This window comes from Ignavibacteriota bacterium, assembly GCA_016212665.1.
GTDB lineage: Bacteria > Bacteroidota > Ignavibacteria > UBA10030 > SZUA-254 > FW602-bin19.
Genome location: JACREZ010000016.1, coordinates 43,644 through 59,864 on the forward strand (window position 1 = coordinate 43,644; position 16,221 = coordinate 59,864).

The 16,221-nt window shown below is 45.5% G+C and carries 7 protein-coding genes; 5 read left to right on the top strand and 2 right to left on the bottom strand.

The features are described 5' to 3' along the window. Position 1: 1 nt before the first annotated feature. On the top strand, positions 2-7,123 hold the full coding sequence (locus tag HY960_05135) for a T9SS type A sorting domain-containing protein (GenBank protein ID MBI5215116.1): 7,122 nt from the start codon (positions 2-4) through the stop codon (positions 7,121-7,123). Between the two features lie 47 nt (positions 7,124-7,170). On the opposite strand, the gene HY960_05140 is transcribed toward HY960_05135, so the two are convergent. Continuing rightward, positions 7,171-7,476, bottom strand: a complete 306-nt coding sequence (locus HY960_05140; GenBank protein MBI5215117.1) for a hypothetical protein — start codon at positions 7,474-7,476, stop codon at positions 7,171-7,173. A gap of 44 nt (positions 7,477-7,520) precedes the next feature. On the opposite strand from HY960_05140, the gene HY960_05145 reads away from it, so the two are divergent. Next, positions 7,521-10,841 carry a hypothetical protein gene (locus HY960_05145; GenBank protein ID MBI5215118.1) on the top strand — a complete coding sequence of 1,107 codons (3,321 nt, stop codon included), beginning with the start codon at positions 7,521-7,523 and terminating at the stop codon, positions 10,839-10,841. A 17-nt stretch (positions 10,842-10,858) separates the two neighbouring features. Further along, the gene (locus HY960_05150; GenBank protein MBI5215119.1) at positions 10,859-11,524 is read left to right on the top strand and encodes a response regulator transcription factor; all 666 of its coding nucleotides are present in this window, start codon (positions 10,859-10,861) and stop codon (positions 11,522-11,524) included. A 394-nt stretch (positions 11,525-11,918) separates the two neighbouring features. Here HY960_05150 and HY960_05155 read toward each other — a convergent pair whose 3' ends face one another. Continuing rightward, a complete protein-coding gene (locus HY960_05155) occupies positions 11,919-12,194 on the bottom strand; it encodes a GIY-YIG nuclease family protein (GenBank protein ID MBI5215120.1) in 276 nt (91 codons plus the stop codon). A gap of 354 nt (positions 12,195-12,548) precedes the next feature. Here HY960_05155 and HY960_05160 point away from each other — a divergent pair, with 354 nt between their 5' ends. Together HY960_05160 and HY960_05165 are read left to right on the top strand one after the other, a co-directional pair. Continuing rightward, the gene (locus HY960_05160) at positions 12,549-12,929 is read left to right on the top strand and encodes a response regulator transcription factor (protein ID MBI5215121.1); all 381 of its coding nucleotides are present in this window, start codon (positions 12,549-12,551) and stop codon (positions 12,927-12,929) included. Positions 12,930-13,108: 179 nt separating this feature from the next. After that, positions 13,109-16,171 carry a tail fiber domain-containing protein gene (locus tag HY960_05165; protein ID MBI5215122.1) on the top strand — a complete coding sequence of 1,021 codons (3,063 nt, stop codon included), beginning with the start codon at positions 13,109-13,111 and terminating at the stop codon, positions 16,169-16,171. Positions 16,172-16,221 lie beyond the last annotated feature (50 nt).

The window sequence follows — 16,221 nt, forward strand, 5'->3', positions numbered from 1 at the left end:
TATGAAAAAAATATATCTTCAAGTGTGCGTGTTGGCGCTCGCTTGTTTGATGAGTACGTCCGTTGTGTACTCTCAAATTTGCGACCCGACAAAAGAACTATTTCCTGTGCAAGCGCAGGTAAATTCCGGGGGTTCGAGCAGAATCTCTAACAATAATTTTCAGATGGCGACGACGATTGGAAATGCGTTAATCGGTTCGTCGCGAAACAATGTAATTCAACCGGGATCTTACAGCATGGAATTCGGTTTCTGGGCGTTCATGATGCTTGAGCCGAATATTCCTGTTGTCTCTGCTTCCGATGGTGATTTTCCCGACCGTATCGAAGTACGGTGGGATCCGATAAAAGACCCGATTGGTCCTCCGGTGACTGAGCAAAAACTGTATCGCGACAATCAATTTCTTGGTTCATTTCCTATCACGCAGAATGCATATTTGGATTTCAATGTCATTCCCGGAGTTTCATATAAATATGATGTAGTGACGACAAACCGTTTCGGCAACAGCGAAAAAGGAACAGATATCGGGTTTGTCAATCCGAACGGAATCATTACCGGAACAATTCAGACTGGCTCAACCGTGCCGGTGCCGGATGTTGAAGTAGTTCTCACTCCGACGATTTCTTACTCAGTTCAGTTCAATGGTGATGATGATAAAATCGTTCTTACTGATAGTGCAATCAATAATCTTCGCCAAGGGACAATCGAATTTTGGGTTTACCCTACCAAGTTGACACAATCAACTTTGTTTTCGAAACGCCGTGTTATTGCTGAAGCAAATCGTCCTCTCAACTTATACAGTGTTGTTTCCATAGGTTCGTATCCCGGTAACAATGGAATTCCGGTTGATAGCACACCCGGGAAATTATTCTTCTACGCGAAATCCGGAACACCGGTTGCATCGAGCAAAAGAAATTTAAGCGCCAATACATGGACGCATGTGGCAATCGTATTTGATTCAACGAATGCAAAAATCTATATCAACGGCATGTTCGATAATGAAGTACTGGGTGATTTTACCATACCGGACGACCGCTCTCCGCGTGACGCCCGACCTGTGCGAACCTACGTCGGCTATTGGGAAGGAATTGGAAATTACTTTGAAGGGAATCTTGATGAAGTCCGCTGGTGGAAGTCTATTCGCTCGAACGAGAAATTAATTGAAAATAAAGACCGAACGATAGATGCTGACGATACGGATTTATTAATTTATTGGAAATTCGATGAAGGGAAAGGAACTCGGGCATACGACTTATCAAAGAGTAAACATCATGGCTTGTTCTGTAGCCCGATAGTGTTTTCAGTTTCCAATAAAGCATCGGTGTACACGAGTGGAATCACGAACCAGCAAGGAAACTATATTATCAAAGGAATCAATTACGGCTCTGGTACCACGTTCGCCGCGACGCCAAGAAAATTATCAATTATCGGCAGAGCATTGGAGATGGATGGCGTTGACGATTGGGTTGAGATACCATCTGTCGTCGGTGATACTGCGTTGAATACCGGAACAATCGAAGCGTGGGTCTATCCCCGTTCTGTGACCGGGATACAACCCATAGTTACGTTACGCAATCGGGCGACGAACCCGTCCGGAATTTTATATATCGAGAACGGGAGATTCAAATTCCTGTCAACAGGAACAATGATTGCAACCGATACGACGCCGCTCGATACTGCGTTGTGGTATCATGTTGCGCTCAAGTATAATTCTACCGGTGCGACATTTTACATCAATGGCGAAGCAGGCGCAGTCGTGAACGGAGATTTTTCAATTGATACCGGAAGTATCGGAACAAAAGCGACGATTGGAAATGTGAACTCCAATTATTTCTATGGGCGAATTGATGAGGTTCGTGTGTGGAAATCGGAGCGAACACAGCAGGAAATTCAAGCAAATATGAACGCTCCGTTCACCACCGAACAGGATGGCTTACAGGCATATTGGAAACTGAATGAAGGTGGCGGATTGGTTATCTCTGACGAGACAATCAATTCGTATGTTGGCAATATCATCAATGCCGATTCCACTATCTGGACGAAGCATATTCCCATGGATGAGAAATTTACTCATGTATTTTTGCCGGAAACACGCGATGTTACTCTTGCGCCGAGCAGTACGGTTGTATCGAGAATTGATTACACGGATATTTCACTCCTCTCCGTTGTCGGGTTCGTGAAGCATATCAATACGAATTGCTTTGCTGACAGCGTCGAAGTGTTGGTTGACGGATTTCCAGCGCGTCCGCCTGCACTCACCGGGGTGGACGGGAAATTTACTGTCGAGTTTGAACCCGGAAGCACACATACGCTTTCGTTCAGGAAGTTTGACCATCAATTCGTTCCTGCATCGTGGGATATCAGAAACATTTCTCAGCCGGTTGTCATTTCAAGAACATTCGAGAATACCGTAACGCGGGATATGAGAATCAACGTCGTCGGCGGCAAGTGCGAATATTCACTCGGAAAATCGAAAGTGAAAATTACAAGTACGAACAATTGTTTTGAAACAATCGTGTACACCGATTCCCTTTCAGGAAGAGTGACGGCGGCCTCGTTGCCCCCGATGAATTTCAACGTCACTGTTATGGCTATTGATAACAATCCCGTTCATCCGTTCGTTGATGATTCAAAAATAATTTTGATGAAGGAACACAACGATACGGCAACATTTCTCTACCGCGCGCCTATTCAGGTGGAAATTAAGACCGGGTTCCCGGAACAAACTTCTGCTTGCGGTGATGTTGTGATGAAACAGGGAGAACGTGTGAAACTTACACTCGACATTTTTGAAGATTACAACGGCAGACGTTGTCCGGTGGATACAGGAACAATTACAAAAAATGATTTCGTCAGTCAAGTGCTGGACAAAACATTTTCGTTTACAAATGGCGTTGCGTATGACACAATTGTCGCGATGGGTCCCAATCCGTTAGCGCCCTACACATGGGGAATTGAATATGTGGCTGTTGACACGTTGGGGAGCGGGAGAACCGCTTCAACTTCACAAAATGTAATTGTAACGGGTCACCGCCCGCGTCCGCAACGGTTCACAACAATTAACCCGCTCCGTCCGATTATGATTTTGCACGACCCGCCGGGCGACAGAAGTTTTTCATCATTCATAAAAGACTCTACCTACTCAACAAAACAAACCGGTTCGTCTCTTCATGCCCATGGCGGTGGAGTCGAAGCGAATCTTGCGCTTGGAGTTTCGACAACAACCATTATCGGTCTTGGTTCGGCAGTGAGTTTTGAGTCCGGATTTAAGCATACAATTTCTCTCGGCGGTGATTTCAACTACACGTATCTCAATGACCATGAACTTGTCCGTTCTGTTACGTTCAATTCAACGTACTCGACAAGTCCTGAAGATGGGTATATCGGAGATGGCGGTGATGTTTATATCGGGTACGCATCGAATATGAATTACGGTGTTGCCGACGTTATCAAATACGATACGGCAACATGCAGTGTTCAACTTTCCAAAGCGCTTTCAATGAACGAATCAAATGCGTCAACGATGTATTTGTATTCCGAAAGTTATTTGAAGGGAACAGTTATTCCGCAACTCGATTCGTTGGGTGTTGCTCCAACGTTGACTGATTCCGCACGGAATTTCTACAAAGACCAGGCGAAGCGATGGCGTCAATGGGTAACGCTGAATGAACAGCAGAAAAATGCCGCAAGCAACCCCAATAATATCTCGTGGGACGCAGGCGCTATCATAGATAATTCGGTAACGACATCATCCGAAGAAACCTGGAATTGGTCGGAAGAGTGGGAAGTGAATGCGGAAGTCGGACTTGAATTAGGGTTTGAATTCAATAAGGCAGGATTAACGACAAGTTTCAAACAACACAACACGGTCAGCGGCTCGTTCGGTGGCGGTGAGGTGAAGGCATCGTCGAAAACGTATGCGTATCATCTCGAAGATGATGACGCAGGTGATGTTCATTCTGTGGATATTTATGAGCCGCAAGGCGGTTCGCCTATTTTCAAACTCATCGGCGGCGCGACAAGTTGCCCGTGGGAAGAAGGAACCGCAAATCGCGAAGGAGTTCAGGTGATGATTGCGCCGAACACCGCAATCAATGTTCCGCCGGACGAACCTGCAGTGTTTACATTGAATGTCGGCAATATCAGTAGCACGGACGAAGATGGCACTTATCAAATCACGATTCCTCAGGAGAACAATCCTGACGGAGCGGTGATCAAAGTGAACGGCATTACTATTGAGACTGCGTTGCTGATTGATATTCCGGCAGGACAACAAGTCCCGCTCACGCTAACCGTTGAGCGCGGTCCGGTTGCATACGACTATGATAATTTAGTCGTGCGACTTTCTTCAACTTGCGACGACCAAATTGCACATGATGCTATGTTCAGTGTTCACTTTGAAGTGCCATGCAGCGAAGTTGCTATTGTTGAACCGACGAACAACTGGCTGATAAATTCTTCAGACCCGGATTCTGTGTTTATTACCATCAACAAATATGACAGGAACAATCCGGATTTGAATGAAATCTGGTTCCAATACCGATCTGTTGCAACGGCAACTACTTCAAATACGCTCGCACTTGATAGAAGCATATTGAGATACGAACCGTTGAAGTCGGTAACGATAAACGAAATCCTTGTAGATGATTATCGCACACACGTCATGGAATCTTCGATGAACAAGAACGGAAAAACCGTATTTGATAATCCATGGATAACGGCAATCAGGATTCCGAAAGATAGTCTGCCGACTGCACAGAATTTCTATCAGTTTGTTTGGGTAATTCCGCCCGATGTTGTTCCTGACGGGAATATGGAAATCCGCGCGGTGACAACATGTTTCTCTCAAACAATTAAAGGTTCATCTGTTATCATCAAAGGAAGAATAGACAGAAGTCCCCCCGCGTTACTTGGTTCAACGGAACCGGTGGACGGTGTTCTCGGTCCGAACGACCAAATCATCGCGCACTTTAACGAAAACATTGATTGCGGCTCGCTTCATCCGCTGTTGAATGTGAAACTATTCTATTCTGCAACCGGGCTCGAAATTGATAAAACAATTTCCTGCAACGAAAACACGGTTGTGGTGACTCCGAATATTCCAAATAGGTTTTTGGAGAATCAGGTGCTTCGCCTGACATTTGAAGATGATGGTAGCGCGCCTGCTTACGGCGTTCGCGATTTATACGACAATCGAATTACAAGAAGTCTCAATTATGAATTCTATGTTGATAGAAATTCAATGCGATGGAGCGACCCGACATTCCAGACGATTGCAAATCAAGGACAAACGCTGACGTTCACGCGACAAATATTAAACAGCGGAACGTTCGCACAAAGCTTTACCATTCAGGATATCCCTTCGTGGTTGACTGTGAGTCCGGTGAACGCAATTATTCCTGCTGGTTTTACTCAGGAAGTAACATTCACCATCAGTCCGCAATTGACCGGCGGATTTTACAAGGATACAATCTTTGCAAGCACGGCAAACGGCGAGGAAGATTTACGGCTCGATTTCCGCATCCTCTGTCCCGCTCCGCAGTGGGCTGTGGATGAAGCAGAGTATCAATACTCAATGAATATTGATGCGCGGTTGTTCGTTGATGGCGAAGCAACATCGGATGGATACGATGTCGTTGCTGCGTATGTCGGGAATGAAGTGCGCGGAATGGGTAGCGTTCAATATGTTGAAGACGTGAATGATTCAATTGCGTATCAGGTATTCCTGACAATCTTCAGTAATACAACACAAGGCGAACAACTCAGCTTTAAAGTGTGGGACGCATCTACTTGCCGTGAACTCGGATATATCGAAGAAGAATATACGTTCACCGCCGATGCAGTGTACGGCAGACCGGATAATCCCGTACGGCTGACTGCGACAAGTCAGGTTTCAAAACAACTTGCGTTGAAACAAGGATGGACATGGTTCTCTCTCAATCTTCAGGCTTCAGACATGAGTGTGAATCCGATGATGAGTTCCATTTCACCGACGACGAATGATATTATCAAGAGTCAAACTTCGTTCAGCCAATATGCTTCCGGGTTGGGTTGGGTTGGAACGCTAAGTACGTTGAATACGAAATCAATGTATCAGGCAAAACTCACGACGAAAGATACAGTAGAGTTCGTCGGTTACCCTGTGAATCTGACATCGAACAAAATTCCGATTGTGCAAGGATGGAACTGGATTTCATATCAACCGCAGGCAGGATATGAAATCAACCATGCATTGTCGAATCTGAATCCGTTAAATGGGAATCTTATCAAGAGCCAGACAACGTATGCGATTTTTGTCGCGAATCTCGGATGGGTCGGAAGCCTGACATTTATGAGTCCGGAGAAAGGATACTTATACAAATCAGGAAATCCTGATACGTTGAAATATCCGGCGACTGCGGTTATGGCAAAGGCAGTTCAGAAGAAAGATGAATTTGTTCCGCTTGCGATGAACGGCTGGACGTACGACCCGTATCAATTCCAATTCAATATGCCGGTCACCGGTGTTGTTGAAAAGGACGAAATGGAAATTACCGATAACGAAGACCTTGTCGGAGCGTTTGTAAACGGTGAGTGCCGCGGCGTTGCACAAGCGCTGTACATCGAACCGATGAACAAACATATTTTCTTCATGCTGGTGTACAGTAACATTGCGTCGGGTGAAACAATCGAGTTCCGTTTCCTCGATGCGAGCAACGGAACTACCTACGCACTTGCTGAACAACTTCCCTTCTCGCAGGATGGAATAGTCGGTACAGTATCGTCTCCGTTCGCGTGGAAAGTATCGCATCCGCTTGCTGTTGGTAACGGGAAAGAATTGCCGACGGAATTCGGGCTGAGCCAAAACTATCCGAATCCGTTCAACCCGACGACAGTTATCAGTTATCAGTTACCGGTTGATTCGTGGGTGACGCTGAAAGTGTATAATGTTCTCGGTGAAGAAGTTGCTACGCTTGTTGACGGGTTGCAGGTTGCAGGTTACCGCATGTATGAATGGAATGCGACGAGTAGTAACGGACAACCGCTTCCTTCGGGAATATATTTCTACAAACTCAGCGCAGGGAATCCTTCTTCTGGCACAGGACAAGGGTTCACTGATACGAAGAAGTTGATGTTAATGAGATAGAAAAAGGAATGTGCCACTCACTTTTTTCGTGAGAGTGTTGCTGAACGTCATTGCGAGCCCGCTTCCTGCCCGTCCGGCAGGCGGGTAGCGGGAGAAGCAATCTCCTGAAACGAAACTACACGTATTGAGGAGATTGCTTCATCCCGTCCTGATAAATGATGGACGGGATTCGCAATGACAGTGTTATGGAATTTGGCAACAGGGCAATTGATAGCAATAGCAAGAAAGCTGATTCCCCTGAAAAGGAGTCGGCTTTTTTGTTTCCCTTCTTTTCTGTTTGTACATTCTCCCGCGACGTTCTTTCTATCATTCCTTAGCATTTGTTCTAACCAAACTATTTCAGCATGAATCATTATCCTTAACTAAAAAAATACTTGTTCGTTCGGCAAAGCATCGAATGCTACTTTACTGTTACATACGAAACGCAACCTCCTTCATTGCAATCTTTTTGCAATCGTTGTTCTTTTTACATTCTCATGCTTCTGCACAACATCGTTATACGTTCGGAAGAATTACATCAGATAATGGCTTGTCTCAAAACTCCGTTCATTGCATTATACAGGATAGAAAAGGATTCCTCTGGTTCGGAACGCAGGACGGGTTGAACCGGTACGATGGTTATACTTTCAAGGTGTATCGTAACGAGCCGTTCGATTCGAATTCAATCTCCAACAATTCTATTCAGGCGCTCATTCAGGATGGCGATGGATTGTTCTGGGTGGGAACTCTTGGAGGACTCAACCGTTTCGACCCATCAACAGAATCATTCAAACATTATAAGCATAGTGACGTGGATGAAAATTCATTGAGTGACGATAATATCACCACAATATTTGAAGACGTGCAATCTCCTCTTATCAAGAACAGAAAGAAAATATTTTGGATAGGAACGCAACGAGGAGGATTGAATAAACTTGTTGTCTCATCAGCGGAGGAACAGGTTACAAGATACCAACATCAGGAGAATGATGTTCGCTCGCTAAGAAGCAATAATGTCCTCAGCATTTTTCGGGATAGTGCCGGAACTTTATGGATTGGTTTGGAAAACGCGACCCTTGCACGATACGACGAGACGACAGAAACGTTCTCACATTATCTGGTAGCGGATTCCAAGATTCGGAGATTGAAAACGCCAATCGAAGATATCGGGACAATCTATCAGGATTCAAAGGAACGACTGTGGATTGGAATGATGTCGGGGGGACTGTTTCGTGTGAACTACAATCTACAGAATGTTGATTCGACAATCCGGTTCAGGCACAATTGTCCGTTCGATACAATGAACACATCGTCACTGCATCCACAAATAAATGTTGATAACGTTCGGTCCATTGGTGAAGACCGCGACGGAAACCTCTGGTTGTGCCAAAACAATTATGGATTGTGCAGGGTATCCTTTGATTCATCCGAACAATTATCCTTTCAGTATTACTTGTATGATTCCTTGACAATCTCTTCTGCGTTGGGTGGTTTGCCGATTAGTTCGCTCTGGTGTTCCTTTATTGATAACAGCAACAAGTTATGGCTCGGAACGAATGGCTGGGGGATTCTTTATTCAACGATGCGGGAGAACAACTTCCAACTCTATCGTCATGACCCGGATAATCCAAATAGTTTTTCAAGTCCGAGTATCAGAGGGATTTATGAAGATGAATCGGGAATACTCTGGGTAGGTGGATATGCAGGATTAAATCGCCTTGAAAGAACTACGGGAAAGGTGACCGTGTTTTCAAGAAATATTGGGACGAAGGTGGCGAATGCAATTAATAACGTCTATGTGGTTTCCGATTTTCCGGGAAGTAACGGAACAAAACTCTGGCTGGGGCAGGAAAATTTGGGTTTATTTTCTTTCAATAAAGAAACAGGCGTACTCACCAACATGAATACGAATGCGGAGAAGACCGATAGTCTCCTCAGCACGTGGGTGTATGCGTTGATGCCTGAAGACGACGGTTCTCTCTGGGTTGGAACCCGCGAAGGAGTTGATGTTGTACGATTTGAGAAGAACGGAAATCCACGCTACACACATTTTAACCATGACCGACAGAATCCGAAAAGTTTTTCCGGCACTCGTGTAAATGCGTTTCTGAAGGATTCAAGAAATGTGTTGTGGATTGCTACGCAAGGCGGTGGACTCAATGCGGTTGATTTGAATACACAGGAAACGACATTTGTTCATTACGTGTATGATGAGAGCAACCCGAAGTGTATCAGTTCCAATCAGGTGAAATGTATTCTTGAAGATGGGAACGGAATTCTTTGGTTCGGAACGGATGGCGGTGGGTTAAATCAATTCAACAGGGAGGATGAATCGTTTGTCCATTTCACACAGAGAGACGGACTCCCGAATAATGTTGTCTATGGAATTCTTGAAGATAGAGAAGGAAATCTCTGGTTAAGCACGAATAAAGGTCTTTCAAAATTTTCGCCTTCGGAACGGACCTTCAGGAATTATACTGTGGAAGACGGGTTACAGGCGAATGAATTTAACACGGGTTCGTATTTCAAATCGAAACGGGGAGAGATGTTCTTCGGCGGCATCAATGGGTTGAACGCGTTCTTTCCTGAGAGTATTCATGTCAGTTCATTCCTGCCACCGGTTGTACTGACAGACTTCAAATTATTTAACAAAACAATTTCTCCGGGTGAAGTAGTGAATGACCGCGTGTTGCTTGAGAAACACATTTCTGAAATACCGCTTGTCGAACTTACATACGACGAAAATGTTTTCTCCATCGAGTTTGCATCGCTTGATTATTCTGCGCCGGGGAAAAATTTATACTCGTACATGCTTGAAGGATTTGACAACAAGTGGACATTAACAACAGCAGAACGTCGTTCAATCACATACACAAATCTTGACGCAGGCGAATATCTCTTCCGTGTGCTCGGTTCAAACAGCGATGGCGTGTGGAATCAACAGCCGGCATCGCTCAGGATTATTATCACCCCACCGTTCTGGGAGCGATGGTGGTTCATCGTGTTTTCCGTTCTCTTTGTCGGAGGAACAACGTTCGGACTTGCACATTCGCGCTACATCCATTTGCGGCGGGCGAAAGAAGAACGCGAGCGGTTTTCCTATCGCCTGATAGAACAAACAGAAGAAGAACGGAAACGCATCGCGGCAGAACTGCACGATAGCGTTGGGCAGGGAATTCTCATTATCAAAAACCTGGCGAACCTTGTCCATCAACCGCGGGGGAAAATAAAACTACCCGACTCGTCAGAACTCCTTACCGATATTTCCACGCAAGCATCCGAAACGCTCGATGAGGTGAGAAGGATAACTCACAACCTGAGACCGATTCACTTAGACCGATTGGGATTGACGGAAACAATCAACACCTTTGTACGCACCATCGAGCAGGGAACAGGAGTACGGTTCCGTTCCGAGATTGATATGATAGATAAACTTCTTCCGAAAGAGTTGGAGATAAACGTGTTCAGGATTGTTCAGGAAAGCGTGTCGAATATTCTGAAACACGCCGCGGCGACGGAAGCAGTTCTCTCGGTAAAGAAAACAGAACGGACGCTTTCCATTTCGATACAGGATAACGGAAAAGGATTTTCCGTAGAAGCAGTAACGGGGAAAACACATCCGGTGAGTTTCGGACTCATGGATTTATCCGAGCGGGCGCGCGTACTTGGGGGAAATCTTTCTATTGATACATCGCCGAACAAGGGAACAACAATCAACGTCATTATTCCATTACCATAATACAAGACGAGACAGCCATGACAGAGCATACACAAACACCTATACGAATTCTTGTTGCAGACGACCATCCTGTGTTCCGGAAAGGACTGAAGCAAATCCTTGAGGGGGACGGGACATGCCGGGTTATTGCCGAGGCGGGCGATGGCGAAGTAGCGCTTCGCATATTGCGTGAACAGGAAGTTGATGTTGCCATGCTTGATTTGGATATGCCGCGCCTGAACGGATTTGACGTGATGAAACATGTTGAACATGAACACATTCCGACAGATTGCGTCGTCATTACAATGCACAAGGATGAACCGATGTTCAACCGTGCGATGGACCTCGGATGCAGGGGATACGTTTTGAAAGACAATGCTATTGCCAACATCCTCGAATGTATCAGCGCGGTGCGGGAAGGACGCTACTATGTTTCACCTTCAATCTCCGATTACCTTGTACGTCGAAGCGGAAGAACGACGTTGCTCTCGCATCAATATCCAAGCATCGAACGTTTGACGGGGATGGAGCGAAAAATTCTCAAACTGCTCACCGGGCTGAAATCAAATAAAGAAATAGCAGACGAACTCTTCATCAGCGTGAAAACGGTCGAGACGCACCGCAACAACATTTGCCATAAACTCGACCTTCATGGTACCAATGCATTATTGAAGTTTGCTTTGCAACATACGATGGAATTGTAACTATCAAAAAGCCAATTCCACTGAGTCATTGCGATCCCGCTTTAGCGGGAGAAGCAATCCCCCGACCTGTATGATGAATTCAGAGGATTGCTTCATCCCGTCCTGATCCGTGATGGACGGGCTTCGCAATGATTCTTCATCTTATTCTGATACATGATGAACGGGATTCGCAGTGACTCGCACTTCAGTGTCATTGCTTCATCCTGTCCAAAGTCTATCAGGACAGGATGAAGCAATCTTCTCCTCGCTTCACGCTACCAATGAATCGAAAGAGTGGTTCATTAGTAGTTCGTTTTAGCGGATGAAGCAATCTCCTCAGTTCATTCAAAAGAAGAAGGTTGAGATTGCTTCACCCCGCTGAAGCGGGATTCGCAATGACGCACACTTATTCACTTCAGATATCTTTGGTCAACGCATCAAATAAATCTTTCCATTCAGGATTCATATCATCTATCAATTTTACTTTCTTTGCCCGCGACCCTGCTTTGATTTGTTTCTCCCGTGCGATAGCATTGTACGCATCCTCAAAGAATTCATAATACACAAGCTTATGTACGTTATATCGTGCAGTGAAACTCTGTCCTGAAATTTTCTCCCGATGTTCATACACTCGACGCACTACATCATTGGTAACTCCGGTATACAGTACAGTGTTATGCTTATTGGTCATTATATACACAGCGAACATTGGCTTGAATCCTTCATAAGATAATGTAAACGAATGTAAAATATGAAATGAAGTTAAGCAATTTTCTCCACCTCTCTTCATCCAAGTCATTGCGATACCGCTTTAGCGGGAGAAGCAATCCCCCGACGTAGTACGTAACGACAAACTCAGGAGATTGCTTCATCCCGTCCCGATCCATGAAGGACGGGATTCGCAATGACTTTTCATGGGTTACGTTCCTTCAAATAAGGACAAGTACCTACATAAATGAGAACATTTCCCTATGGTTTCACCTTCCTTTTCCTCGTACCTTGTGACTGTAAACGTGTGTAACCGATGTATGAACAGAGTACCATCATGAAAGTCCTTCTCGTTGACGACAATGAAAAAATGAGGGGAATGATAAAATTGTACCTGAATGGTTTTGCCGACGAGATTATCGAGTGTGATGACGGAGCGGAAGCGATTGCGCTCTATGAAAAAACACTCCCCGATGTAGTGTGTATGGACATTGTCATGAAACATCTCGACGGCATTTCGGCGACGCAGAAAATAAAACAGGCACACCCTGATGCATGCGTCATCATCGTCAGTCAGTATGACGACATGTCGTTTCGCGAATCTGCCCGCCGCGCCGGCGCGTACGGCTATGTGCTGAAAGATAATCTCACCGCCCTCTTACAATTAGTTGGAGCGGCAACAATGGTGGTGCATCCCCAAGAGGGGAAGAAGAAATGAGGTTTGTCAATTCAAACGGGCGAATACGTCAGCCCCGGATACCGTGGTTTCTGCAATTCGGACACACACAGAGCGGAATTGGCGCTATGAGAGAAGGTGTCAAAACAACGCATTTTCACGGTTTTCAAAATCCCCTTAAAACAGCACAAATTGGCAGGTTGAAAGTAATATCCCCCTTTTTGAAGCGAACGGAAGGGTTGTCCCAAGTGACGGAACGGTTTGCACTCGCGCGGAAAGGGTTTGCACTTGTGCCGGAACGGTTTGCACCCGCGCGGAAAGGGTTTGCACTTGTGCCGGAACGGTTTGCACCCGCGCGGAAAGGGTTTGCACTTGTGCCGGAACAGTTTGCACTCGCGCGGAAAGGGTTTGCACTTGTGCGGGAAGGGTTTGCACTCGCGCGGAAAGGGTTTGCACTTGTGCGGAAAGGGTTTGCACTTGTGCGGGAACGGTTTGCACTCGCGCGGAAAGGGTTTGCACTTGTGCAGGAATGGTTTGCACTTGTGCAGGAACAAAACGAATCAAGATTGTATGAATTTATTTTATCACCAATTACTAACAACAACGAAAGGAAATCTGTCATGAAACAGATTGCAACTCTCTTAGTATTCAGCATTATTCTGTTCTGTGTAAGCGCGCAAAGCGTGTTCGCTCAAAGCCCGACATTTTCCGTGCAGGGCGTGTTACGCGACCCGAACGGACGCTCGGTCACCGATGCAACATATTCAATTACATTCAAACTGTATGAAGTAGAAACGGGCGGAAATCATGTCTGGGCAGAAACGCAGACAAGCGTTCCGGTATCGCACGGCGTGTTTGTCGCAGAGTTGGGTTCGGTAACTCCTCTGCCGGTGATTGACGCAAGCAAAACATATTACCTTGGATTTACCGTTGCAGGAGGAACGGAACTGACGCCTCGTGTCGAACTGACAAAAACGCTCGCCACGATTACAACGCTTTCCCTCACGGGAGAAAGTAACGTGATGCCTTCTTCCGGCAATGTCGGCATTGGAACGAAAACGCCGGCAAGCAAACTTTCCGTTGTTGGCGATGTGGATATTAGCGGGAGTCGTCTCCGTGTTGGAACGGATGGGAAGGTCGGTATTGGTACGGCAACGCCTGCATATACACTTGATGTGAGCGGCGATTTCAGAGCGACAAAACTCTGGGATGACGATGCAAACTACTTTGCTGATTTGAAAAATGGAGGAAGACTTGGAGGAACGTGGCGGTTTGATGCAAACGTCGGTATCGGAACGGCAACACCGAACTCACCATTAGAAGTGAACGGAGACCTCCGTATCAGCGCAGGTTCGACAGGGAAAATTTACTTTGCCGATGGTACTTCCCTCAGTTCAGCAAACTTAGGCGGGACTGCTACAGGATTAAGCAACCCCGCAGACGCTCCGATTACGGCTGACGGTGACGGCAATGGCTCAGGCAGTATTGTGTTGAATACTGGCTCTACTGAAAGAATGAGGATTGCTAATACCGGCAACGTCGGCATCGGGACTGCGACACCAAGCGCAACGTTGACAATACAGGATAAGCCTTCAGGTGAATTTACTACGCAAGTAAAAATAGGTGGTACTCTTGTGAGTGGGCTCGCGGGGAGTGAATTTTCCGGTTGGGGAAATAATTTAGGTAGTTTTAGACCCTTAGGCTCAATTAAATTTATCATGGATTATGGAGCTGCTGACCCGAACATGAGTTCAAGTGTAAGATTCTACAATGCACAAGCATCTACACTTACAGAAGTAATGAGGATTGCAAACAACGGCAATGTAGGAATAGCGACAAATAGCCCGATTAGAACTTTACACGTCGATGGTGAGTTAGTCATTTCAAGACCTGATAATATGGCATATATCAATGTATGTGATAAATCCGGCAATGGTGGTGGAACGATATCTCTGCGGGGATTGACAGCGAATGGCGCGAATGATGCCCCTGCAAATATTCTTCTCAGCCCAGTAGGAGGCAACGTCGGTATAGGAACGACGACCCCAAGGGGACCATTAGAGGTTACAACTCCTTCAGGTAGCAACAAAGTAATCTTTGGCGCACCGAAGACTAACCTCTCAAATAGTGTGCTGTATTTCGACATTAATGATGCCAACCCAATAAATATTCAGGCAGCGGTTACCGGTAATTTCGCACATCCAAGGAACTTGGCTCTTCAAGCAATAGGCGGCAATGTCGGCATCGGGACGACGAATCCGCAAGCTCTCCTCTCCGTTGGTAATGTTACGGGACCGGGAATATCAGAGGCAACAAACAAAGGATTTATTGTCATCAACTCAAATGGCGCTGGTTCACCAACGGGAGGACAAGGACTTGAATTTAAGTCTTCCACAAGCAGTAATGGTTACGGGTGGATGATAAATTCCCCTGACTTAGCCAATGCAAATGTGCCTCTCGTTTTTTCTACTCGTGCCGCCAGTGCCGATTGGACTGAAGCCATGCGTATTACCAATGGCGGCAACGTCGGCATTGGTAAAACATCACCTGCCTACAAACTTGATGTCAATGGCATAATCAATGCAACCGATATTTATAAGAATGGTTCGCCATTAAGTTCAAGTCAATGGGTAACCGCCGGAAGCAGTATTTATTACAATTCCGGCAATGTTGGCATCGGAACAACAACCCCTTCTGCCAACCTTGAAGTTTCATCATCGACTTCATCAACTATCAAAATACAAGCTGGTTATGGTTGGAATAATTCCAGCCAATTATTGTTTATGAATAAGGATTTCCAAAGTTATCCGGCTGGAATTCGACTACGCATAAATACTAATAATTACAATAGTGCAGTATTATGTGTTTTTAATGGAGATTCAAGCTTTGGTACTTTTAGTGGAGTTTATATGGGGTTTCAAGATAATTATTGGTACAGCTGGTCCGACATGAGATTAAAAAAGGATATAAATGAACTCGATGGTGGTTTAGCCAAAGTGATGAAACTTCGACCTGTAAGCTACAAGTGGAAAACAAAAGAGAAGAGCAACGTCGGATTTATAGCTCAGGAAGTAGAAAAAATTATCCCAACAGCTGTTGATGTCCCGAAGAGCGATACTGATTATTATGGACTAAGTCAGGAAAAACTTATCCCCTATCTCACAAAGGCAATACAGGAACAACAGGCGTTAATCGAGAAGCAGGCGAACGAGTTGGTGCAGATGTCGGAACGAACGGCAGAACTGGAACGGCTCTACAAAGAACTCAAAGCCCGCGAACGCTAATCACTAATTGACCGAACACTTGAACTGAAACAAAAATGAAAGGTCAAGTC

Coding starts and splice junctions, on each gene's coding strand:
- HY960_05160 (MBI5215121.1), top strand. CDS start 12,549: ATGAAAGTCCTTCTCGTTGACGACAATGAAAAAATGAGGGGAATGATA.
- HY960_05155 (MBI5215120.1), bottom strand. CDS start 12,194: ATGACCAATAAGCATAACACTGTACTGTATACCGGAGTTACCAATGAT.
- HY960_05135 (MBI5215116.1), top strand. CDS start 2: ATGAAAAAAATATATCTTCAAGTGTGCGTGTTGGCGCTCGCTTGTTTG.
- HY960_05150 (MBI5215119.1), top strand. CDS start 10,859: ATGACAGAGCATACACAAACACCTATACGAATTCTTGTTGCAGACGAC.
- HY960_05145 (MBI5215118.1), top strand. CDS start 7,521: ATGCTACTTTACTGTTACATACGAAACGCAACCTCCTTCATTGCAATC.
- HY960_05140 (MBI5215117.1), bottom strand. CDS start 7,476: ATGATTCATGCTGAAATAGTTTGGTTAGAACAAATGCTAAGGAATGAT.